This is a genomic window from Sphingomicrobium sediminis (genome assembly GCF_023805295.1).
GTDB classification, from domain to species: Bacteria; Pseudomonadota; Alphaproteobacteria; order Sphingomonadales; family Sphingomonadaceae; genus Sphingomicrobium; species Sphingomicrobium sediminis.
In genome coordinates this window covers 293,186-314,905 of the sequence record NZ_JAMSHT010000001.1, presented here as the reverse complement: position 1 = coordinate 314,905, position 21,720 = coordinate 293,186, and the positions used below count along the sequence as shown (strand labels likewise).

Here is a 21,720-nt window from a genome sequence, read left to right as displayed (position 1 = left end):
GCGCATAGAAAAAGGGCGCCGCGAAATGCGACGCCCTTTTCGTTTGCTGAAACTCTTTTCTAGAGCCCGGCTTCCTCGAAGATCGCTTCGAACTTGCGACCGGCATTGCCCGGATGCGAGACGGCCTTGGCGGCCTCGACATTGGAATCCTGGCCGTCACCTTCGACAATGATCAGGCCAACCATGCCGGCGGCATAGTGCGGCACGCACTGATAGCCGTAGACGCCGGGAAGCGGCACGACATATTCGACGGCCTCGTTGATTTCGCCTTCCCAGCCACGCGCGCCATCGGGCACCATGCCTTCGATCGACGAGCTCTGGTGGGTGGGGTCGGTCGGCACGAAGCGGATCGTGTCGCCAACCTGGGCGCGAATGAGGTCAGGCTTGAAGACCTGCAGGCCGCTGCCGTCGGGATCGCGGGTCAGCATCTGGATTTCGATGACCGTGCCATTGGGCTCGACTTCGGGCTCGGTGGCCGGCGCGCTTGCCGTATCCTCTTCGGTCGCGGTGTCTTCACCGGCTTCCTCGGTGGGCGCAGGTGCCGGCGGCTCTTCGTCGGCTCGGCTGCCACAAGCTGCCGTCGCCATCAGTGCCGCAATTGCAGCGCTACCGATCAATGCACGCGATGTCTTCATCCTTGAGTCTCCTGAATTCCGGTTTGCCCCTTGCTCACCGTTGGTAATGGTACGCATTCCGCCAGTTCTGGCAGTCCTTTCACCCTAATGCGCGGGCGCATCATTTGGTTTCGTCCACGACACGTTTGCGAATGACCCCGACGAGAATGAAGATCAGCAGGACGATCCCCGGCGTCGCGATGCCGAGAATGATGTCGGTGCTGTCGCCGTCGGGAAACGCCTTCCAGCCCTTCACCATGAAGGCGATCAGTCCGACAGCATAATAACTCGCCGCGATGACCGAGAGCGCCTCGACGAGGTTCTGCAGTCTCAATTGCAAAGAGAAGGACGATTCCATCGATTTCAAGAGGTCGAGATTCTGCGCCTTGATCCGCGTGTCGATGCGCGTGTTGAGCAAGGCAATGGCATCGCTACTGCGCTCGGCAATGCGGCGCAGGCGATTGGCAAAGGTCTCGCAGGTCCGCATCGCGGGCACGAGGCGCCGCTCGGTAAAGTCGGACAGGCTCTGATAGCCAGGTAGCGGCTTGATCTCGAGCGTCTCGAGCCGGTCACCGGCAATTTGCGCATAAGCCTGCGTCGCGCCCAGCCGATAGCTGTTCTCCGCCCTGATCCGCGCCATTTCAGCCGACAGGCGCGACAAATCGTGGAGCAGCGCGTCGTCGTCAAATTCCTCTTCGCCCAGCTCACCCAATTTCTGCGATTGGCGCGCCAAGTCGTCTTCCAGGCGGTTGAGCTCGGGCATCAGCCGCTGCACCGGCGGCAGGCCAAGCAGGGCAAGGTTTCTGTAATTGCCGAGTTCCTGCAGCCGCTGGACGATGCGCCCTAGTTCGTCAGGACCACCCGCCTGCCCGGCCAGCAGCATGCGGCCGAAGCCATCCTCGCGGATGCGAAAGTCGGACCACATGCGCACGCCCGCATTGATGCAACAGGATACGAGGTCCTGCTCGACGAAGCGCATGTCCGGAAGACAGTTCTTGGCCGCCTCCTCCTCGGGTTCGACATAAAGCTTGGTCGCACGCACCACCGCGCCGGGCCATTCCATCATCCACTCGACCAGCGCGTCGAGCCGGCCCATGTCGCGCCCTTCGACAAGCGCGGTGATGGTCGTCGCTTCGGTCTGCCGTTCCCACAGGAAGCGGATATCCTCGTCGATCGCGATCAGCGCGTGACGGCTTTCCTGTTCGATAGTCTTCGCAGCTTTGCCGACCGGATTGGCGAGCCGTTCGAGCTCGGCCTGCCGCTCTTCCTTGTCGACGAGATAGATCATCTGGACGAGCCGCGCCGGCGCCTGCACCGGGGCAAATCGGCGCAGATGCATCTCGCGGACCAGGTCGCGCCGCAACGGATGTTCGGTCAGACCCATGGAAGGGCCTTACACGAAGGGCGCAGATCGGGATAGCGCGGACCAAAGTGCGGGGTGCGAGGCTGGAATCAAAAAGCCGACATGCTCGCCAATACGGCAGCATGTCGGCCCTTTGCCAATGCATTGAAAACCCCGGCGGCGCCCTGCGGGGGGCGGATGCCGCCGGAGCTTGTATCGGACCTTAGAGGCCAGCCTGTTCCATGCCGTCGACAGCCTTGCTGACGAGGATGTTGACCGTCACGCGACGGTTGAGGGCCTTGCCTTCTTCGGTTTCATTGTCCGCCGCCGGGTCGGACTCGGCCATCCCGGTGGGGGTCAGCATGCGGTACGGCGCCCAGCCGCACTTCTGCTGAAGATAGTTGACGACCCGGCCGGCACGGCGCTCGCTCAGGACCTGGTTATAGTCTTCATCGCCGACCGAATCGGTGTAGCCGACGACCAGCAGGAGCGCATTGTCCATGGCATCGGCTTCGGCAGCCGCTTCGCACAGGCGAACTTCGTCCGACGACGAGAGCGCCCACTTGCCTGTGTCGAAATAGACGCTGGTCTGGCTCTTGACGTTATACTGGTCGATGTCGCCGAAGCGGCCCCGAAGGGCCTCAGTCGCCGCCGCATTTTCGGCGATGGCAGTATCCTGCTGGTCAAAGCGCTGCGCCGTACCATTTTGGATCATCAGCGCGGTCTTGAGATCCTTGTCCTTCATGCTGACCTTGGTCGCGACCAGGCCGCCGCCCCACTGCGCCGTCTCGACCGTCACCGGAAGGCCGCTTAGCAACGCGTCGGTGGTGAGCTTGTCCTTGTCGAGACCGAGGAAACCACCGGTCGAACGGACCTTGGTGGCCTCGGCGACGAGAACCGAAACGTTGGTGCCATCTTCGCTCATGACCTGCATCTGCGCGCCGTTGCGCGCGGTGATGAAGCCCTTGATCTTGGGGCCTTCGGGCAGCTCGTCAAGGTCGGCGGGCAGCTGGCCTTCGATCGTGATCGGATCCATTGCCTCGGTCGGCTGTGCGGCCACTGCGCTTGCAGGAATGGCCACCGCGGCCAACAACATGGACGCCGTTACTTTATTGATAAGTTTCACGAAATTCGCTCCTTTGAAAATCCGTCCTGCCGCGTGCGCGGCATGTTTTTGCCCCATTTTGGGCCGCTCTGTCGACCGAAACCTTGCTGCCAGATGAACGGCCCCGCTAAATCTTTAAGAATGGTTAATTTTACAGGTGTGGCGGGCGTTCAGAGCGATGAACTGTGCAGGGCTTTGATGGCGATGCGCAAAGGATGGTGCTTGACCCTGTATCTGGGCCAAGTATGAGCCGTCGCAGCGTAATGCGGGTGTAGCTCAATGGTAGAGCAGGAGCTTCCCAAGCTTAAGACGAGGGTTCGATTCCCTTCACCCGCTCCATTCCCTCCGGTCATGTCGAGAGCTATGCTCAATGCGCGAGGAACAGCCCCACCGGGCATTTGCGCAGCAGCGACCGTGTCGTCCCGCCGAACAGAAACTCGCTCAGTCGGCGGTGGCTGTAGGCGCCGCTCACGATGAATGAAGGATGCGACGTCTGGGCGTGCAGCACCAGCACCTCGTCTACCCACTTCTCGGTAAATGGCTCGACGATGAGTTCGGCATGAATGCCATGGCGCGAGAGATATTCCATCACGCGCGTATCCGGGAACTGGTCCTTATCCTCTTCGATCCGGACGACTTTCACCTTCGAGGCCGTTTTGAGGACCGGCAGGCAGGCGCGCACCGCGTTGGCGCTTTCCACGCTTCCGTCCCACGCAATGATTGCAGTGCCGTTGGGGTCGATCACCGCGCCATCATCGCCTGGAATGAAGATCGGACAATGAACGCGGTGCAACAGGCTTCCGAGCCGCGCCATCGGCGTTTGCAGATCATCATCCTTGGCCTCGTCGCGCCCGGTGATGAGCAGGTCGGAAATGGAAGAATGATAGGCCAACGTCGCAACCGGGTCCCCGACGCGGCGATCATAATCCCATCCGATCGCCTCGTTCGCGAGATCGGCCTCCACCTTGCCTTTCACGTCCGTCGCCCGCTTTTCGAGCGCGTCCATGATGTCATCGATGGCAAAGATGCCGCCGAACGGCCCCGCCGCGACGAACGCGGAATTGGGTGTCACATACATGCAGGTCAGATGCGCTTCGAGCGACGTGGCCAACGCGATGGCGTTTTCGCGTGCCCGATCTGAACCTGCGGAATGCTGGAGATGAAGCAGGATATTTTTCATCGAGTGCCTCCTGGTGCTGGGACAATGCAACCAGCCTAGGCACATTCGCCTGAGGGCGCTTTGACCGCCGTCAAACCCTTGATTTTATGCAAGGAAGCCCATTCGGGCGGCCCCTAAAGCTCCTGCGCATTCTCAGCGGCTTCGAGCCGCTCCGACTGCTCGGCCAATGCGCGGCGTTCGACGATCTCGCCGGGTGTCCCGAGGACGATCTCGACGCGGCGGTTCATGGCCTGGCCCGCCTGGTTATCGCTCCCGTCCAGATTAAGGTTGGGGGCGACGGGATTATGCTCGCCAAGCCCAACGAGGTTCAGTCGTTCGCGGTCGACGCCCAGCTCCTCGACAAGATAGTCCGCGACCGCTTCGGCCCGGGCCAGGCTGGCGCGCTCATTGGCTTCGTCCGAGCCGATCGAATCCGAATGACCGAAGATGGTGATGATCCCCTCTTCTTCTTCCCAGACTTCAGCATCGAAGGCATCGATCGCTTCACGCGCCGCCTCGCTGAGACCGGAGCCGACACCGAACGGGACGGTCACTTCCAAAACCTTGGCGGGTTCTGTCGTGGGCCCGTCCTCGGGCAATTCGATCCCGGCATCCTCACGGATGATCGAGCGAAGCGGCTGTTCCGGCTCGACGACCTCCTCAGGCTCGCCAGCGGGACCCGGCTCGGTGCACGCAGCCATGCCCAGCACCATGAGAGTGAGTGGGAAGGCACGGCGCCACATCATTGATTCTCCTTGTCTATCTCGTCACCGGGATCGGGAAGTCCGGTCGGCCCTTCCGCCTCACCCTGCGCGTCCGGGCGCCCTTCTTCTTCCTCCGAAGACGGCAGGATCAATTCACGCGGGTGCGTCGTTCCCGGCGGGACATAAGCAACAATCGTGTCGCCGGGACGGCCAGTGGGACGCGAGGCGTGCGTATAGAAACGCAGGCTGCCATTTTCGCGCAGCACGAACAGCGGTTCATGCTCTGGCGGCAGATTGTTGCGGATCACGTCATTGTCGAAGGTGATCGTCAGCTCGACCGGCATCATTTTCCAGCCGCGCGCTTCATGGTCGGCGACATCTTCGACCCCATGCCCGGCATGGAAGAGCGCGCGCCCGCGCAAGGAGGGCGGCAAGGCATGCGGATCATCGCCCGATGCATCGCCCAACTGGTAGACATTGTCCGACCCAATCTCGGGCGCGAATTCGCTACAGACAAGCGCATTATAGGCTTCGTTCGCGGTCGTCGCGACGAGTACCTGGAACTGGTTGAAGTCGAGCTCTTCCTCGGTCGCCTCGGCGAGGATTTCGCCATGGAAGGTCGGCAGCTTTTCGTTCCGCGCCGCGCCGAGGCGCTGCCAACTCGTGTCAGAGATCATCACCGGCACGTCGAGACTGCGCAGAGTCTTGGCGAGCGACAACGAGAATGGCGTCGTCCCGACGATCAGCACGCCATTGCTCTCGGGGCCGTTCAATTTGAGCATCTTGGCAAGCGGTCCTGCGGTGAAGCCATGCGCGACGATCGTTGCGGCCACGACCGCAAATGACAAAGTGACGAGCAGCGTCCCACCCGAATAGCCAATTTCGTCCAGCCGCAAGGCAAACAGGCCGGCAATCGCCACCAGCACGATCCCGCGCGGCGCAATCCACGCCACGAAGATGCGTTCGCGCCAGGGCACTTTGGAGAAGGCAAGGCTGATCAGCACGGTCGCCGGCCTCACGAGGAACAGGAGGACCAGCAGGAACAGGAACCACTGCCACTGGAACTGCGCGATCTGCTCGGCATCGAGACTGGCCGAGAGCACTACGAACACGCCCGAGACGAGGATGATCGTGATATTCTCCTTAAACGGGAGATAGGTGCGCGCACTGTTCAAATGCGAGTTGGCGAGCGCGATACCCATAACGGTCACGGCGAGCAGCCCGGTTTCCTGCTGGATCGTATTGGACAGGACGAAGGCACCGATCACGGTCACGAACAGGATGGGCGCCTTGAGGAATTCGGGCACCAGCCCGCGCGGGAAGGTGAAACTCACCGCCCGCGCCGCGCCATAGCCGACAGCGGCGGCGATCGCGGTCGCGATGACCAGCCCGATAATATTATCGATGAAACTCTGTCCGGCCTGCTGCTGCAGCAGGAATTCGTAGGTGATAACCGCCAGCAAGGCGCCGATCGGATCGTTGACGATCCCTTCCCATTTAAGAATGGCGCGCGGACGTTGCGCGAGATTGGTCTGGCGCAGCAGCGGGATGATCACGGTCGGCCCGGTCACAACAAGGATGCCGGCAAAGAGCACGGCAACCGCAAGGCTGAGCCCAGCTACATAATAAAGCGCCACAGAACCGAGCGCCCAGCCGACCGGGACCCCGATAAAGACCAATCGCGGTACGGCATCGCCCGTCTTCTTGAGCTCGTTAAAGCGAAGCTGCAGCCCGCCTTCGAACAGGATGATCGCGACCGCCAGATTGACTGCGGGCTCGAGCAATTCACCGAAATCCGTTTCCGGGTTCACGAGGCCTGTCAACGGACCAAGGATGAGGCCCGCGACCAACATCAACGCGATCGCCGGGAAACCCGTTCGCCATGCCACCCATTGCGCGCCGATCCCGGCAATGCCGATTAGCGCGATGGCAATCACGATCCCGCCATCGCCGGCGGCGAGCAGGAGGGTCAGTTGATCCCAGTTCACTTGTACGTTGGCCCCTTCATTAGCTCTTCAATCGTGACAACCCCCAAGCGTTCCCGCAACCCGGCTCTATTTTCAGCGTTATGGAGAGGATGCGCTACCCCGTTACCCCAGACGGGCGATACTTCATGGTGCGCGGCCGGCTGTGGCGTATGAGTGATCCCGGACTGCTCCCCGACGAGAAGGACGCCTTGGTCCGCGACCTCATGCGGGCGCGTGCCGACAAGGGGCGCGCGATGGTATCCGGCGATGACGAGGCCTTCATTGTCGCCAAGCGCGCGATCGATGAAGCCAAGCGTGCCTTGGGGGAACGCGGCCCGGTATGGTGGGACGATGGCGCGCCCGACCTCAACCGCAAAATGGCGAAAAATACCCCTTATGCCGACTGGGCAGCGGAGCAAGTCGAACCAAACTAGACGCGATGCGGCTCGCGCACCTCGACTTGGTCGGGGCCCTCGGCGACATAGCGAAACTCGATCTCGATACTGCCCAGCCTTGCATGCGACTGATTGCCGAACTGCCAGCGCGTGATACCCGGCTCCCGGTCGATCCGATAAATCCCTGCAAGATCCAGCCCGGCAAGCAATTCGCGCGCCCGTTCAGCATCGCCGGTCAGCACATAATCACCCGACCGCGAGTGTCCGGAATCGCGCGCGATATCCAAGAGTCGCTCGAAGTCCACGGAGCTCCGAAGGCCCAAGGCACCTTGGATCCAGCCGCGCTCCGGACAGCCCGTCCAGCTGCCGTCCAGGGCAAGGCCGAGGGCGACTTGCGGCTGGTCGTAGCGGATCGGCGTCTCGGTCTCGCGGTCCCTGTCGAACCGCACCTGGTGACGCACGCAGAAATCGCCGCGACGCACCGGCTCGGTGACGAAATAGTAGCTCGGCCGACCGTCCGGCGGCGACAATTCGATCGCGCCTTCGACGTAATCGCCGGCCTCTTCCTCGCTCATGAAAATGGCGGAGAGTTCGGCGAGCTGCTGCTCGGTCATCTCTGTTGTCACGGGGGCCGGCAGGGCCAGCAGCAATGCCATCAAACTCGACATGACGCGCCTCCTTACATTGGTATCGGCCCTTGGAGGCTAGGCCCACGTCGGCCAGCGGTCAAACAGGCTAGAGCCCGCCCACCTTCGGGTCGTAACCCGCCTCGCGCAGCCCGTCCGCCAGCGCCTCGGCGCATGCCGTCGCCTTACCCTCATCGTCCGAACGAATGACGAAGTTGGAGCCGTAGTTTCCATCCTTGAAGAACGGATAGCTGCCGAGCGCCACGTCGGGATGCTCCTTGAGCACTGCGCGGAGCAGATCGGCAATCTCGCTTTCGGGCGAGAAGGCACCGACCGTCACGCTGACCAGCGGCTTGCCGCCCTCGAGCGTGCCTGTCAGCCCCTCGAGCATGCCGGCCGTAATGTGCGGGATCCCGGCCATGACATGGATATTCTCGACCTTGATGCCGGGCGCACCAGAGACGGGATTGTGGATCAGGTCGGCACCTTCGGGCACGCGCGCCATGTTCATGCGTGCCGGCGTCGCTTCCTTGCCGATCTTCGCGTAGTAGGCCTTGAGCATCGCCTCGGCCTCGGGATGGATCACCACCGGCACGCCGAGTGCCGCCGCAATCGCATCGACCGTAATGTCATCATGCGTCGGCCCGATCCCGCCCGTCGTGAACAGGTAATCGTTGCGCGCACGCAGCGTGTTGACCGCCTCGACGATCGCCTCCTCGTCATCGGCGACGACCCGCACTTCCTTGAGGCGAATGCCCTGCACGTTCAGCCATTGCGCGATCTGCGCGATATTCTTGTCCTGCGTGCGCCCCGACAGGATTTCATCCCCGATGATGACCAATGCTGCGGTCCAGACCCTGCTCACTTGCCCATCGCCTTCTTCAACCGTCCGATCTTGTCCGCATCCCAATGATCGCGGGTGCGGTAATATTCTTCATAGGTCGGCGCGCCGTCGTCGAGGCGCACCCAGTCTTGCTTGCTCGCCGTATAGATATGCACGTCGGGCGCAATGCCCGAAACATCGTCAAAGGTCCCAACCCGCAGAAAATGCAGCGCCTCGCCGAAGCTCGGATAATGGCTCGACAGGGCCACCCCGCAATCGGGGCATCGAAAGATAAGCTGCCCCCTTCCGCTTACCGACGGCGTGTCGATGATGTCGGGCTCGCCTCGCCATTCGACACGTTTTGCCTCGACGAGAAAATTGATCGCGAAGGCACTCCCCGTCTCGCGCTGGCAATAGGAGCAATGGCAGCAATGGATGATGAGGGGATCGTCAGGAACGCTGAAGCCGACCTTGCCGCAGGCGCAGCGACCGGTTCGTTGGTGCTCGGCGTCATCTTCCATGACCATATCCTAGGCCTGCAAGCGAGGCATGCCTAGCCAGTCGGGTACGGACGGATTATCCCGATACCATGATCTTCAAGACTGCCCTCGCCCTCGCCGCAGCATCAGGTCCGAATTATGCCTGCGATATCGAGCTGATCGTCCTCGGCGTTGCGCAGGATGCCGGCATTCCACAGATCGGCAATCCGGACGATCCGGCCTGGGACACCGGCATTCGAGGTGCCGCGACCAGTCTCGGCCTCGTCGACCGCCGCAACGGGCGGCGCTATCTGTTCGAAGCGACCCCCGATATCCGCAAGCAGGTGCAGCGTCTCGACATCATGAGCGAGCGGGAGCCGCGCGAGACGCTCGGCCTCGATGGCATCTTCCTCACGCACGCGCATATCGGCCACTATGCCGGCCTCATGTTTCTCGGCCGCGAGAGTGCTGGCACACAGGGCGTTCCTGTCTACGTCATGCCGCGCATGGGCAAGTTCCTGTCCAAGAACGGGCCGTGGGAACAGCTGGTGAACCTCGGCAATATCGACCTGCAGCCCCTCGCTGACGATGTCGCCGTCGAACTGGAAGGCGGCATCAGCGTCACGCCCCTCCTCGTCCCGCACCGCGACGAATATTCCGAGACCGTCGGCTACCGCGTCGAGACGCCGGGCAAGAGCTTCCTCTTCATCCCCGACATCGATGGTTGGGACGAATGGGAACATGACCTGGCCGAAGAAGTCGCCAAGGTCACCTACAGCTTCCTCGATGCGACCTTCAATGACGATACCGAGCTGCCCGGCCGCGACATGAGCGAGATTCCGCATCCGCGCGTGCCCGATACGATGGAGCGTCTCGCCGGGCTCGGCGCACGCCAGCGCGCCGGCGTCCATTTCATCCATATCAACCACACCAACCGCCTTCGGAGCGACCAGGGCGAGGTGTATGAAGCGGGCTTTTCGGTCGCTTCGGAAGGCCAGACTTTTTGTATCGCCTAAAGCCCCGCTCGCCTTTCGTGTCACTTGCCCTTATATCGAGCCCATGACCGAATATATCCACGTCGGCCCCGAAGATCGGGTCGAGCCCAAGTCGGGCGTGATCAAATTGCATGGCGAAGAAGGTTTTGCGGGCATGCGCGCCGCGGGCCGGCTGGCCGCCTCCATCCTCGATGCCTTGGCCAAGCATGTGGCGCCGGGCGTCACCACCGGACAGCTCGACCAGATCGTCTACGACATGACGCTGGAGGCCGGCGCGGTCCCCGCGACGCTGGGCTATCGCGGCTATACCAAGAGCTGCTGCACCTCGATTAACCATGTGGTGTGCCACGGCATTCCGTCGGACAAGGCGCTTAAGGATGGCGACATCGTCAATATCGACGTCACCCCCATTCTCGATGGCTGGCACGGCGATACCAGCCGCATGTTCTATGTCGGCGAGCCCAACGTGAAGGCCAAGCGCCTCGTCGACGTCACCTACGAATGCCTGATGCTCGGCCTCGAACAGGCCCGTCCCGGCAACCGCCTCGGCGATATCAGCCATGCCATCCAGAGCCATGCCGAAAGCCATCGCTATGGCGTCGTGCGCGATTTCTGTGGTCACGGCCTCGGCCGGCTGTTCCATGACAGTCCCGAAGTCGTCCATGCCGGCCGCGCGGGTACCGGGCCGGAACTGAAACCCGGCATGTTCTTCACCGTCGAGCCGATGATCAATATCGGCCGTGCCGACGTGAAATTGCTTCGCGACGGCTGGACGGCAGTAACGCGTGACCGCTCGCTCTCGGCCCAGTTCGAACATTCGATCGGGATTACCGAAGACGGGCACGAAATCTTCACCAAGAGCCCGGCAGGGCTCGACCGGCCGCCTTACGCATAAGGGGTCCAACGGGGGACGCGCATGAAGAAGATCGAGACCATCATCAAACCCTTCAAGCTGGATGACGTGAAGGATGCCCTCGCCGATGTCGGCGTCAGCGGCATGACCGTCACCGAAGTGAAGGGCTTCGGCCGCCAGAAAGGGCATACCGAGCTCTATCGCGGCGCCGAATATGTGGTCGACTTCCTGCCCAAGCTTAAGATCGAGACGGTGGTAACCGAGGACCAATTGGACCGTGTCATCGAGGCGATCGAGAATGCCGCCAAGACGGGCCGCATCGGCGATGGGAAGATCTTCGTCTCCAATATCGAAAAAGCGGTCCGTATCCGTACCGGCGACCGCGACGCGGACGCGTTGTAAGGGTCATGGGTACGGTGTCAGAGCGCGATCCCCGTCTCGCCTCGATGCCCCCGGAGGAGCTGCGCGCGACCATGCGCGCCCTGGGCTATCGCACCCAGTCCGACCTCGCCAACGCCATCGGTGTCTCGCGCTCTTCGGTCAGCCTCTGGCTCGACGGCAAGGTCGGCGTCCCGCGCCCCGTCGCGATGCTGCTGCGCATGCTCAAGAACGCCCAGCGCCGCGCTTTCTAGCGCCACACTTGTAAGCCTGTTGAATTGTTCACCGGAGGTCGGATCGGCCTTGAGGTGTGGGGCGTTCTCACCCGAAAATACGGCCATAACCGGCGACCACCACGAGTCGCCTTTTTCGTATCTTCAGGAGACATGTTTCCATGACCAGCGCCAAGGACATCCTCAAACGTATCGACGAGGAAGAAATCGAATATGTGGAGCTTCGTTTCACCGACCCCAAGGGCAAGTGGCAGCACCTCTCGATGGTCGCGTCCGCGCTCGACGAGGACATGCTCGACGACGGCTTCATGTTCGACGGTAGCTCGATCGCGGGCTGGAAGGCGATCAATGAAAGCGACATGATCCTGAAGCCGGATTTCGACAGCGTGATCGAGGATCCCTTCATGGCGACCCCGACGCTGGTCCTCTTCTGCAACATCGTCGATCCGGGTTCGGGCGAGCTCTACAATCGCGATCCGCGCTCGACCGCGACGCGCGCTGAAAACTATCTCAAGTCGACCGGTATCGGCGATACCATCTATGTCGGCCCCGAGGCCGAATTCTTCATGTTCGACGATGTCCGTTTCCATGACGGTTATTCGGGCAATGGCTACGAACTGGACGATGTCGAACTGCCCTCGAACAGCTCGACCCAGTACGAGCAGGGCAACCTTGCGCACCGTCCGCGCGAAAAGGGCGGTTATTTCCCCGTCGCGCCGGTCGACAGCGCCAGCGACATTCGCGGCGAGATGGTCTCGACCATGCTCGAAATGGGCCTGCCCTGCGATAAGCATCACCATGAAGTCGCGCCGGCCCAGCACGAACTCGGCCTGACCTTCGGCGAGCTCGTCCAGACCGCCGACCGCATGCAGGTCTACAAGTATGTCGTCCACATGGTCGCCAACGCCTATGGCAAGACCGCGACCTTCATGCCCAAGCCGATCGCCAAGGATAATGGCTCGGGCATGCACGTGCACATGTCGATCTGGAAGGACGGCAATCCGCTCTTCGCCGGCAATGGCTATGCGGGTCTTTCGGAAACCGCGCTCTACTTCATCGGCGGCGTCATCAAGCATGCCCGCGCGCTGAACGCCTTCACCAATCCGACGACCAACAGCTACAAGCGCCTCGTCCCGGGCTTCGAAGCGCCCGTCCTTCTGGCCTATTCAAGCCGCAACCGTTCGGCTTCGTGCCGCATCCCGTATGGCACTGGCGAGAAGTCGAAGCGCGTCGAATTCCGCTTCCCCGACGCCATGGCCAACCCCTACCTTGCCTATTCGGCGCTGCTGATGGCCGGTCTCGACGGGATCGAGAACCGCATCCATCCGGGCGATGCCATGGACAAGAACCTCTACGACCTGCCGCCGGCCGAACTGGTCGACGTGCCGACCGTTTGCGGTTCGCTCCGTGAGGCCCTCGTCAGCCTCGACCAGGACCGCGCCTTCCTTACCAAGGGCGATGTGTTCACCGACGACCAGATCGACGCCTATATGGATCTCAAGTGGGAAGAAGTCCTGCGTTGGGAAACCACGCCGTCGGCCGTCGAGTTCGACATGTATTACAGCGCTTAAGAAGGCGCTCTTGCCGGTCAGGACCCGGCAGCACCCGAACCGGCCCGTCCGCGCTCTCATGCGCTGGCGGGCCGTTTCGTTTGAGGTGCTTAATCCATTTTAAACTCTGCCCGCTTATTTTCCGTCCATCACGCGTCTGGTGAGATGGGAACGGTCATGAACGATGAAGGCATGAAGAGTTTTCGCGAACGCCTCCGGCTCGCCCCGGAAGGCACCCGCGATGCCGGTCCCCTGCTCGCCACCAAGAAGTCGGCCGCAGAGCGCGCCGCGCGCGAAGACGACCTCACCTCGGTCTCCATCCCTCGCCACGAACAGCGCTGGACCAATATGCGCGAGGATGAACGCCATCGCCTCAAGGCGGAAGATGCCGTTCTCGTCACCCATGATGACGAACGCCGCATCGTGAAACTCATCAACCTGTCGGGCGGCGGGGCGATGGTCGAAACCGACTATGAGCCTGAATTTCTCGAACCTGTCCTGCTCGACCTTGGCGATGGCGGCGAGATCGAGGCCGCAGTCCGCTGGGTCCGCGACGGGCGCATCGGCATGGAGTTCGCCAAGGAGACGCAGATCGGCTGCGACGCGGTGACCCGCGACAACATCCTTCTCGAAACCATTCGCAAGAGCTTCCCGACCGCCAATATCGATGGCGCAGTCCCGTCCCATTCGCCCTTCGCCAAGAAGGATGGCGATGAGGGCGAAAGCGACACGAAGAAACGCGAGCGCCGCCACCCGCTCATCTGGTCGGGCGAAATCCATTGGGACCATGACACGCACCCAGTGCGCCTGCGCAACATTTCCGAGCATGGCGCCCTCGTCGAGGGCAATGGCTACTTCCCGCAAGGCGTCGAACTCCTGCTCGACCTGGGCGAGGCCGGCACGGTCTTTGCGACCGTCAGCTGGTCGCGCGGCGGACAGACGGGCCTGCATTTCAAGGATCCGTTCAACGTCTCCGCACTTGCCGAGGCCAAGCCTTCGCTCACCACCGACTGGCAGACGCCCGATTATTTGAAGGCGCATAACGAGCGCGCCCGCCGCGACGACAGCACCTCGCCCTGGGCCAAACATTGGCACGAACCGACGGTCGACACGCTTCGCGAAGAGCTGGAAGGCTTCCTGAAATATTAGGCCGCGCGGCGGCTAATAATCCTTCGACACCCGCACATTGGCGCGGCTGCGACCGAAACTGTCGAGCGTGGCCAGGATGGCGAGCCAGCGCGTCACCTGGAACTCGCCCTGCGTCGCCGTATAGCCGCGCCCGTCGGTGATGACTTCGACATATAGGCGACGCGTAATGTACTTGCCCGCGCCGATGGCGGTCTGGCGATCGACCGTAATGTCCGCCGGCACGATGCGCAGGCGATCGAGGCCGAGCGCCGAGCGCACTTCGTTGATCGGATCGAGCCCGCCGCCGCCACCACCGCCCTGGAGCGAGGCTACGGCCGCACCAAGTTGGAGCAATTCGGCACCCGACAGGTTCGCCACCGACGTCCCGAAAAGCAGGCGCGAGAGGATTTCGTCCTGGTCGCTGATGGTGCTCGAGGTGAAGCGGATCTGCGGTGTGAGCGCATTGCCCGTCACCGTCACTTCGGCATCGATCCCACCGCCCTCGGCAATGGCGAGGATATCGAGCGAGGGATTGATCGGGCTCGACCCGTTAAAGTCCACCTCGCCCCGCTCGACGCGGAAACGGCGGCCGGCAAAACTATATTCGCCACGCTGCAGCGTAACGTCGCCGAAGATGCGCGGATTGGTTACCGTGCCGCGCAAATCGACGTCGGCATACCAGCGCGATTCAAGTCCCAAGCCCTCGACGAAGAGCGGCGCGCCCTCGACATCTATATTGAGGTTCCAGGTCGCCAGCTGCTGCTGTTCGATATCGAAATCGCGCGGCACCCCGCGCTCGCGCACGCTTATCACCGGCACTGCGGTCGCCGTCGCAGCCCGGCCCAGCGCATAGCGTCCCTCGACGAGGGTAAGGCCGGGACTGCTGATCGTACCGCCGAGGCCATCGGATTCGATATCGATCCGCCCGGTGACGGTCGCCTTCAAGTCATCGCGATTGATGAGCTGCGCGGCCTCGGCGTTAAATTGCATCTCCAGCCCGATCAGTCCGGCCGGTTCGGCTGCCTCGGGATTAAGCGCGTTGCGCGCGATCGCGAAGATGGCTTCGAGCGGCAGGATGGTGAGACGCCCCGACCCTGTCACGCGGCCGCCATTCTCCGCCGTGCCGCTTAGCGAGCGAAGGCGCAGCGTCGCGCCGCTAAACTCGCCCCTTATATCGAGATCGTCGACCTGCGTGCCCGTCACCGGGCTCTGCATCGCGCCGCCGTCCATGGTGAGCGAGCCCGACAGGCGCGGCGCCAGCAGGCGACCGCCAATGTCGATTGAAATGTCGAGCGGTCCCGTAAGGTCGAACAGTTCGACATTGCTGAGGCGCCACAAGGTCTCGGCCTGCCCGTCGAAACGGAAGCCGCCGCTCATCGGTGCAGCCTGCAAAGCGGGGATGAGATCGCCGGCACCGATCTGGCTCCAGCCGATCTGGCCGCGCCCCACTTGTTCGCCGCCTTCTTCCATCACGAAGCGGGCGCCTGCGACATTGCCGTTCAACCGCGCATTGACCGCCATGTCGATCGGCCGAGAAGCGAAGAGCAGACCGGCGCGCGACAGGTTCTTGAGCTGAATTTCCGCCGAGCCCGTCCGCGCCTCGGGATTATATCGCGCCGTACCGCTCGCCGTGCCCGACAGATTGAGCACCGGATAGCGGATATCGAGCAAAGCCAGCGGGAAGCGCGACATGCGCGCGACCAGTTCGCCCGAACCATCGTTCAAACCGCCAATGACCAACCGGCCGCCGCCATAGAGCACGTCGACATCCGAGATGATCCAGCCGGCCTCGGTCTCGGTCAGAGTCGCCGGCTGCGCAAGGCGAATGGGACGGCGGTCGAACGTGCCCGTCCCGGAAAGCGTAATCGTGTTGGGGCCATTCAGACTATCGATGTCGAAGGCCGCATCGAGATCGAAACTGAACTCGCTATCGCCCGCACCGACCAGCTGGGCATCGAGTGTCCCTATGCCATCGGTCAGCTGGACCGACCCATCGACCGACGCCAGTGGGATACCTGCGGATTCGACGCGATTGAGCGAGAAGTCGACATCGGCGCCAAGCCCGGTCTCGGTCAGGCGGATGGTCCCATCGAGCGTACCGGAACGCACGGTGAAGGCCGGCGGCCCCGGGAAATCGCCATTGCTGACGGTGAGGTCGAGACCGATCACTTGCTCGCTGACGCCTTCGGGCAAACCGTCAGGCACGTCGAAGGTCACCGTCCCGGCAAGCTCGCCGCCGGTAAGGTCCAATTGCCCCTCGAACCCGCCCGGCACGATGAGCAGGCGCCCCTCGCCCGTGCTACCGGCCACGTTCAGTTCGTCGACTTGGATCGCGCTTTGCCCTTCGGGCGGCAGCAGGATCGTTCCGCGCGACGTGAATGGGCCGAACCGCGATCCGCCATTGGCGCTATAGGCAAAGCCCTCCTCGACCGGATCGAGGTCGAGCGCGACGTCGCTGAGGCCAAGCGCCGCATTGGGGCTCGCCAGCACGAGATCGACATTGGGCCGCGTGATCGCGCCGTCGACGGAGACGTCGACCGCCCCATAGGTTTCGTGATTGCCGGTGAGGTCGAACATAAACGTCCCATCGGTCCGCCGATAGCCATCGCCGGCCAGCGCCAGCAGCGGGCTTTGCAGCGTCATATTCTCGAAGCGGATGATGCCATCGGTCCCGCGCCGGATATTCCCCTCGACCACCGGCAGGCCGCCCGTCAGGCCGGCAAAGAAGCTGTTGTCGAGGCGCGTCACCTGCGCGCGCAGGTCGCCATCGATGCGAAGGCCGCCAGCGCCCGGGCGCAGCGTCACGTCGGTTACGACATCGACCGCGCCCAGCCCCGGAATCTCGTAGCCCGGCAATGCCGCGTTCAGCTCGGCAACGATCTCGCCATCGCCAAAATCGACCCGCACCAACCCGTTGCCCCGCGCCATGTCTGACCGGAAGGTGAGCCCTTCGCTCACCAGCGACCCGCGCCCGACGCGCAAATTGGCGCGCAATTCGACGTTGCGCAGGATGTCGGCAAATTCGACGCCCAGCCCGTCGACCGTCGCGGCGCGCGCGGTGAGCGGCACCATCAGCGGCGGCCGGCTCCAGCGCCCTGCCCCGTCGGCGCGGAAATTGCCGAGCGTCAGCGTGTCGACCTGCAGCCGCTGGCTGGTCAGTCGGTAATTATACGCAAAACTGTCGAAATCGCCGTCCAGTGTCGCCACCAGCCGCATGCCGGTCCCGCCCAGATTGCCGAGCAGGAGCGAGGGCCGGTCGAGATCGACACCCAGATCGACCCCGTCGAAACGATTGCGGCCAAGATCGACTGCACCCGATGCTACGGCGCGACCCGCACGGCCCGACAGGATGACATCGCCGGTCAGCACGCGATCGGCCAGCCGCGCTTCGCCATCTACGGTCAGCCCGCCGGCAAGAAGGTTGCGCAAGGTCCCACCGACCAGGGGCGCGGGATCGACTTCGCCGTCCAGCGTGAAGAGGCCTTCCTGCGCAGTCATTGCCAGGTCGAGGCTGCCTTCCTCGCCGATCGAACCGGTCGCCGTCCCTTCCCACGACGTCCAGCTACCCTCGCCATCCACGTCGAGCTCCATCGCGACGCCAAGGCCAGTCAATGCCGGCACGAGGCCGTCGGCAGGCGCGCTGAAGTCGACCGCCACGTCGAATCGGTCGTCATCAGGGGCGACATCGAGGTCGAGCAACAACCGGTCGCCGCCTTCGACGCTTGCATTGAGGTCGACCATCGCGGTGCCGCCCTGGATACGCACGCGCCCGTCGACGCTGCCGACACGGCGTTCGCCGCCAATGACTTCGCCGACGACGAGGCGATCGACAGTGAGCTCGTTCACGATGATGTCGAAGCCCGGCAGGATGGGCTTGTCAGGATCGCTTTCGACCTCGCACAATTCTGGCAGGCGCTCGACCGTCAGCTGGTCGATGGCCAGCCGGTCGATATGCAGATCGTTGTAGAGCCAGGCGAGCGGTGCCCAGTCGACCTCGGCCCGGCTGATCGTGACGAAGGCCCCATTGGGGTCGCGCACTTCAACATTGCGCAGAACCATCTCGTCATAAATCGAGCCTTCGATTCGCCCGATCCGATACTGGCTGCAATCGGCATTTTCGAGCGCGGCGATGCGGTCGGCGATGAAGCGATGCCCAGGCCCGGTATCGAGCGCGATCAGGCCCAGCGACAAAAGGAAGACGAGGATGAGGACAAGGCTCGCCAATTCCTTGCCGAACCGCTTGAAGAAACGCTTGATGCCGCGACCGACGGCGCCCAGCAGGCCCTGCCCGCGCGAGACCTCTGCTTCGTCGCTCATCAGAAAGCCTGCCCCAGACCGACGATCACCGCGATGCGATTATCGCCCTCTTGCGGGTTGAGCGGCGTGCCGACGTCGATGCGGATCGGCCCGAAATTGCTGTGATAGCGAAGCCCGATGCCGGCGCCGAACTGCCAGTCGCGCGTTCCCGGCCAGCTGCCGGTGCCGACGCGACCGCCATCGAAGAAGGGCACTACGCCGAACGGGCCGAAGCGCACGCGCGCCTCCAACGAGAATTCCGACAGGCTGCGCCCGCCGATAGGATCGCCAAATTCATCGCGCGGGCCAAGCGCCTGATAGCCATAGCCGCGCGTCGAGCCGCCACCACCGGCATAATAGCGCCGCGACGGCGCGACCGCATCGCGGCTTGCCCCAAAGATGGTCGCAATCTCCGCGCGTCCTGCCAGCACGACATTCTCGCCGACCGGATAGTATCCCGCCGCTTCGAGACCGGCGCGCGCATAGGTAAAGGTGCCGTCCTGCAGGCTGACCTCTGGACTGACCCGCGCCTCCAGGCGGAAACCACGTGTCGGATCGAGCAAATCATTCGACCCGTTATAGCGCCCAACCAGCGGCAGCGCGCCGATGAAGAAGGTCCGGCGCCGATCCAGCCCGCGCTCGATGTCGATATCGCGTTCATCCGTCGCAATCAGTTCGATGCCCGCGCCCCAGGTGAATTTCTTTTGCCAGAGAAAGTCGCTGATCCGCTCGATCCCGACCGAGACAGCTGCAGTCTCGGCCTGATACGCATCGCGATCCTCGCTGCTGGCCAGCGCGGTGGCAATGAAGCGCTGGTCGCGGCGCAGCCAATTATGCCGGCGCAGCGCCACCGACGCGAGCTGCTCCTGCGTGCCCAAAATGCCGCGGACGGTGAATTCACCCTCAGGATTCCACAGGTTGCGGTGCTGCCAGGAGACGTCGACGCGGAAGCCTTCATCGGTGCCGTAACCGACCTCGCCTGCAATCGTCCGCATCTTGGCGGGCTCGAGCCGCACCGCGACGTCGACCGTCTCGTAATCATCGTCCGGCTCGATATCGATTTCGACCGAGGAAACGAGCCTCGTGTCGATGAGCGCGCGGCGAAGGTCGGTGATCTCGGCGACGTCATAGGGTTCGCCCGGTTTGAAACGCGCGAGGCGCTGGACATGGCGCGGCGGGAATGGCGGATCGCCCTCGATGGTGATCTGCCCATAGCGCACCAGCGGTCCCGGGATGACCGGCTGGATGAGGCTCGCCTGCGCCGTGTCGCGGTCGATGACGATGTCCCGAAGGCCAAGGCCCGCAAAGGCATAGCCGCGTTCGTTAAGGCCGCGCAGCACCGCATCTGCCCCGTTCTGTACATCGGCAGCCAGCAATGGCTTCCCGACCTCCAGAGGGTAGAACTCGCGCACCTTCTTCTCGGTCTCGGGCGGCAATTGCGCGAGGCCGGGCAATTCGACTTCCTCGAGGATGAAACGCTCGCCCGGATCGACTTCGAAGACGATCTGGATCTCGCCATTTTCGGCGGTGTAATCGAGCCGGATGTCGTGATTGTAATAGCCCTGCGCATCGAGCACTTGGCCGAGCAATGTCAGGTCGGTCTGCGCGCGCTGGGCGATCTGCGCGGCATTATCCGCCTCGCCATCACCGGCCTCCAGCGCGGAAAATGGCTCGAATTGGGCCAGGATGTCGCCCTCGCTGACCTCGGGAAGGCCGGTGACCGACCAATCATAATCGCCAATATCGCTGTCGATCACGGGCTGTGTCTCGGCCACCTCGGCTTCGACATCGTCCGGCAATTCGGGGAGATCGGGGGTGAGTTCCTCTTCGTCCTCGGCGACTTCGGGCCAGGGAATGTCGAGGCCGGGCAGCGGCCCCAACGGATCGCCGGTCGTCGGGGGCGGGTCTGCCTGCTGCGCCCATGCGGGTGCGACCCCTATGCCATAGAGGGCAAGGGCCACCACGCCACGACCGAGATACACTCTCATGGCGCGAAGCCTAGACGCGGGTTGGAGGGGTAGCCAGCAAAAAGGTTGCTCTGCCGTTCCGACCGGCGCGGCACCTGCACGTTCCGGCTAGATCCGGTCGCCTAGTGAACGGTGCCCTGGCTGTCGGGCGAGCCCAGCGCCAGCACGATGCGCTCGATCTGGCGCCAGTGGCAAAAACGGATGACATTGCCCTTCTGGCGGCTCACCGCAGCGCGCATGGCCGCCTCTTCGCCGGCCCGGTCACCGAAAATGTCGATGAGGGCGGTGGCGTCGTCGAGGACGGTGCGGTCGGCGATGAAGGGCTGGTCCATGACACAGCCCTATACGCGTTTCCCATTGATGCTTGGTCGACAGACAAGGTTAACGCGTCGACTTTTCAGCCGAGGCGACGCCCGATCCACAAGACCCGCCCGATGATCGAAATGTCCGACAGCTTGCAATCGGGCCAGTCGGTATAGGCCGGATTGTCCGATTGTACGGTGACCCGCGCGCCCATCGGATGCTTTGCCAGTCTCTTGACCACCAGCGCATCGTCGATCCGCAGCACGTAGATGCCGTCGCGCAGCCGCCCCTCGCCATCGGCTTGGTCGACGAGGATATCATCGCCGTCGTTGAGCGTCGGCGCCATCGAATCGCCCTCCACCCTGATTACCGACAGATCCTCGGGTCGCCCCGCGGTCAGCTGGCGCAACCAGCGCCGATCGAAGGCGAAGCGCGCACCGGCCTGGTCATCGCCATTCACTGCCCCATCGCCGGCCGCAGCGCGCACCGGCCGCTGTACCACCGGCACGAGCCCACCCGGCATGTCGCGCTTGGGCGCACCCAGGCGCTCCTCGTCAATATCAAAATAGCGGGCGATCAGCCGCCGGTCGCGCTCGGCGAGCACGCGTGGCGTTCCGCGGCGGATATATTGCTGGATATAGGCGTCGTTGCGACCGATCAGGCGCGACAAGGTCGCGAAATCGACGCGCTCGCGCCGACACAGCTCCTCCAGCATGTCTCTAGGGTCATTCGGCATGGTTACAACATATCTATAGGTTTTTTCCTAGACAAGTAGGAATAGCATTGGGACACAGGGGATGTGC

At 63.0% G+C, this 21,720-nt stretch carries 20 protein-coding genes and 1 tRNA gene; 8 read left to right on the top strand and 13 right to left on the bottom strand.

What is annotated here, in order from left to right; all coding sequences use genetic code 11:
• Positions 1-59: 59 nt before the first annotated feature.
• The 3 genes from NDO55_RS01520 to NDO55_RS01510 all read right to left on the bottom strand — a co-directional run bounded on the left by NDO55_RS01520 (position 60) and on the right by NDO55_RS01510 (position 3,082).
• The gene (locus NDO55_RS01520; RefSeq protein WP_252111752.1) at positions 60-635 is read right to left on the bottom strand and encodes a pseudoazurin; all 576 of its coding nucleotides are present in this window, start codon (positions 633-635) and stop codon (positions 60-62) included.
• Between the two features lie 100 nt (positions 636-735).
• Entirely contained in the window at positions 736-1,998 is a 1,263-nt protein-coding gene (locus tag NDO55_RS01515; RefSeq protein ID WP_252111750.1) for a DUF3422 domain-containing protein, read from the bottom strand.
• A 181-nt stretch (positions 1,999-2,179) separates the two neighbouring features.
• A complete protein-coding gene (locus NDO55_RS01510; protein ID WP_252111748.1) occupies positions 2,180-3,082 on the bottom strand; it encodes an OmpA family protein in 903 nt (300 codons plus the stop codon).
• Between the two features lie 244 nt (positions 3,083-3,326).
• Between NDO55_RS01510 and NDO55_RS01505 the strand changes: the two genes are divergently transcribed.
• Positions 3,327-3,400 (top strand) — tRNA-Gly (locus NDO55_RS01505).
• Positions 3,401-3,428: 28 nt separating this feature from the next.
• Here NDO55_RS01505 and NDO55_RS01500 read toward each other — a convergent pair.
• From NDO55_RS01500 to NDO55_RS01490, 3 genes are all read right to left on the bottom strand, one after another.
• Entirely contained in the window at positions 3,429-4,241 is an 813-nt protein-coding gene (locus tag NDO55_RS01500) for a universal stress protein (protein WP_252111746.1), read from the bottom strand.
• Positions 4,242-4,354: 113 nt separating this feature from the next.
• On the bottom strand, positions 4,355-4,966 hold the full coding sequence (locus NDO55_RS01495) for an OmpA family protein (protein ID WP_252111744.1): 612 nt from the start codon (positions 4,964-4,966) through the stop codon (positions 4,355-4,357).
• The gene (locus NDO55_RS01490) at positions 4,963-6,912 is read right to left on the bottom strand and encodes a cation:proton antiporter (protein ID WP_252111742.1); all 1,950 of its coding nucleotides are present in this window, start codon (positions 6,910-6,912) and stop codon (positions 4,963-4,965) included. The genes NDO55_RS01495 and NDO55_RS01490 overlap by 4 nt, the downstream gene beginning before the upstream one ends.
• Before the next feature lie 149 nt (positions 6,913-7,061).
• On the opposite strand from NDO55_RS01490, the gene NDO55_RS01485 reads away from it, so the two are divergent.
• On the top strand, positions 7,062-7,325 hold the full coding sequence (locus tag NDO55_RS01485) for a hypothetical protein (protein WP_341869958.1): 264 nt from the start codon (positions 7,062-7,064) through the stop codon (positions 7,323-7,325).
• Here the strand turns inward: NDO55_RS01485 and NDO55_RS01480 are convergent.
• The 3 genes from NDO55_RS01480 to NDO55_RS01470 all read right to left on the bottom strand — a co-directional run bounded on the left by NDO55_RS01480 (position 7,322) and on the right by NDO55_RS01470 (position 9,256).
• Positions 7,322-7,954, bottom strand: a complete 633-nt coding sequence (locus tag NDO55_RS01480) for a hypothetical protein (RefSeq protein WP_252111738.1) — start codon at positions 7,952-7,954, stop codon at positions 7,322-7,324. The two genes, NDO55_RS01485 and NDO55_RS01480, sit on opposite strands and share 4 nt — an antisense overlap.
• Positions 7,955-8,021: 67 nt before the next feature.
• Positions 8,022-8,777 (bottom strand): competence/damage-inducible protein A, encoded by a 756-nt coding sequence (locus NDO55_RS01475; RefSeq protein WP_252111736.1) that lies wholly within the window; start codon positions 8,775-8,777, stop codon positions 8,022-8,024.
• Complete coding sequence (locus NDO55_RS01470) at positions 8,774-9,256, bottom strand: GFA family protein (protein ID WP_252111734.1); 483 nt, start codon at positions 9,254-9,256, stop codon at positions 8,774-8,776. The genes NDO55_RS01475 and NDO55_RS01470 overlap by 4 nt, the downstream gene beginning before the upstream one ends.
• Before the next feature lie 68 nt (positions 9,257-9,324).
• On the opposite strand from NDO55_RS01470, the gene NDO55_RS01465 reads away from it, so the two are divergent.
• From NDO55_RS01465 to NDO55_RS01440, 6 genes are all read left to right on the top strand, one after another.
• The gene (locus tag NDO55_RS01465) at positions 9,325-10,230 is read left to right on the top strand and encodes an MBL fold metallo-hydrolase (protein ID WP_252111732.1); all 906 of its coding nucleotides are present in this window, start codon (positions 9,325-9,327) and stop codon (positions 10,228-10,230) included.
• Between the two features lie 43 nt (positions 10,231-10,273).
• Positions 10,274-11,104 (top strand): type I methionyl aminopeptidase, encoded by an 831-nt coding sequence (map, locus tag NDO55_RS01460; protein WP_252111730.1) that lies wholly within the window; start codon positions 10,274-10,276, stop codon positions 11,102-11,104.
• Positions 11,105-11,125: 21 nt separating this feature from the next.
• Positions 11,126-11,464 (top strand): P-II family nitrogen regulator, encoded by a 339-nt coding sequence (locus tag NDO55_RS01455; RefSeq protein ID WP_252111728.1) that lies wholly within the window; start codon positions 11,126-11,128, stop codon positions 11,462-11,464.
• 5 nt (positions 11,465-11,469) lie between these two features.
• Positions 11,470-11,694, top strand: a complete 225-nt coding sequence (locus NDO55_RS01450) for a helix-turn-helix domain-containing protein (protein WP_252111726.1) — start codon at positions 11,470-11,472, stop codon at positions 11,692-11,694.
• 140 nt (positions 11,695-11,834) lie between these two features.
• On the top strand, positions 11,835-13,244 hold the full coding sequence (gene glnA / locus NDO55_RS01445; protein ID WP_252111724.1) for a type I glutamate--ammonia ligase: 1,410 nt from the start codon (positions 11,835-11,837) through the stop codon (positions 13,242-13,244).
• A 156-nt stretch (positions 13,245-13,400) separates the two neighbouring features.
• Complete coding sequence (locus tag NDO55_RS01440; protein WP_252111722.1) at positions 13,401-14,372, top strand: PilZ domain-containing protein; 972 nt, start codon at positions 13,401-13,403, stop codon at positions 14,370-14,372.
• 12 nt (positions 14,373-14,384) lie between these two features.
• Here the strand turns inward: NDO55_RS01440 and NDO55_RS01435 are convergent, their stop codons facing one another.
• From NDO55_RS01435 to NDO55_RS01420, 4 genes are all read right to left on the bottom strand, one after another.
• A complete protein-coding gene (locus tag NDO55_RS01435) occupies positions 14,385-18,668 on the bottom strand; it encodes a translocation/assembly module TamB domain-containing protein (RefSeq protein ID WP_252111720.1) in 4,284 nt (1,427 codons plus the stop codon).
• Positions 18,668-20,635: an autotransporter assembly complex protein TamA gene (locus NDO55_RS01430; protein WP_252111718.1), complete on the bottom strand. Its 1,968-nt coding sequence runs from the start codon at positions 20,633-20,635 to the stop codon at positions 18,668-18,670. The genes NDO55_RS01435 and NDO55_RS01430 overlap by 1 nt, the downstream gene beginning before the upstream one ends.
• Before the next feature lie 101 nt (positions 20,636-20,736).
• Positions 20,737-20,946 (bottom strand): hypothetical protein, encoded by a 210-nt coding sequence (locus NDO55_RS01425; RefSeq protein ID WP_252111716.1) that lies wholly within the window; start codon positions 20,944-20,946, stop codon positions 20,737-20,739.
• A gap of 65 nt (positions 20,947-21,011) precedes the next feature.
• Positions 21,012-21,653 carry a S24 family peptidase gene (locus tag NDO55_RS01420; protein WP_252111714.1) on the bottom strand — a complete coding sequence of 214 codons (642 nt, stop codon included), beginning with the start codon at positions 21,651-21,653 and terminating at the stop codon, positions 21,012-21,014.
• Positions 21,654-21,720 lie beyond the last annotated feature (67 nt).

Excerpts from the sequence above, each read along its gene's own strand:
- NDO55_RS01520 (WP_252111752.1), bottom strand. The coding sequence starts at position 635 with ATGAAGACATCGCGTGCATTGATCGGTAGCGCTGCAATTGCGGCACTG.
- NDO55_RS01515 (WP_252111750.1), bottom strand. The coding sequence starts at position 1,998 with ATGGGTCTGACCGAACATCCGTTGCGGCGCGACCTGGTCCGCGAGATG.
- NDO55_RS01500 (WP_252111746.1), bottom strand. The coding sequence starts at position 4,241 with ATGAAAAATATCCTGCTTCATCTCCAGCATTCCGCAGGTTCAGATCGG.
- NDO55_RS01495 (WP_252111744.1), bottom strand. The coding sequence starts at position 4,966 with ATGATGTGGCGCCGTGCCTTCCCACTCACTCTCATGGTGCTGGGCATG.
- NDO55_RS01485 (WP_341869958.1), top strand. The coding sequence starts at position 7,062 with ATGAGTGATCCCGGACTGCTCCCCGACGAGAAGGACGCCTTGGTCCGC.
- NDO55_RS01480 (WP_252111738.1), bottom strand. The coding sequence starts at position 7,954 with ATGTCGAGTTTGATGGCATTGCTGCTGGCCCTGCCGGCCCCCGTGACA.
- NDO55_RS01470 (WP_252111734.1), bottom strand. The coding sequence starts at position 9,256 with ATGGAAGATGACGCCGAGCACCAACGAACCGGTCGCTGCGCCTGCGGC.
- NDO55_RS01465 (WP_252111732.1), top strand. The coding sequence starts at position 9,325 with ATGATCTTCAAGACTGCCCTCGCCCTCGCCGCAGCATCAGGTCCGAAT.
- map (WP_252111730.1), top strand. The coding sequence starts at position 10,274 with ATGACCGAATATATCCACGTCGGCCCCGAAGATCGGGTCGAGCCCAAG.
- NDO55_RS01455 (WP_252111728.1), top strand. The coding sequence starts at position 11,126 with ATGAAGAAGATCGAGACCATCATCAAACCCTTCAAGCTGGATGACGTG.
- NDO55_RS01450 (WP_252111726.1), top strand. The coding sequence starts at position 11,470 with ATGGGTACGGTGTCAGAGCGCGATCCCCGTCTCGCCTCGATGCCCCCG.
- glnA (WP_252111724.1), top strand. The coding sequence starts at position 11,835 with ATGACCAGCGCCAAGGACATCCTCAAACGTATCGACGAGGAAGAAATC.
- NDO55_RS01440 (WP_252111722.1), top strand. The coding sequence starts at position 13,401 with ATGAACGATGAAGGCATGAAGAGTTTTCGCGAACGCCTCCGGCTCGCC.
- NDO55_RS01435 (WP_252111720.1), bottom strand. The coding sequence starts at position 18,668 with ATGAGCGACGAAGCAGAGGTCTCGCGCGGGCAGGGCCTGCTGGGCGCC.
- NDO55_RS01430 (WP_252111718.1), bottom strand. The coding sequence starts at position 20,635 with ATGAGAGTGTATCTCGGTCGTGGCGTGGTGGCCCTTGCCCTCTATGGC.
- NDO55_RS01425 (WP_252111716.1), bottom strand. The coding sequence starts at position 20,946 with ATGGACCAGCCCTTCATCGCCGACCGCACCGTCCTCGACGACGCCACC.
- NDO55_RS01420 (WP_252111714.1), bottom strand. The coding sequence starts at position 21,653 with ATGCCGAATGACCCTAGAGACATGCTGGAGGAGCTGTGTCGGCGCGAG.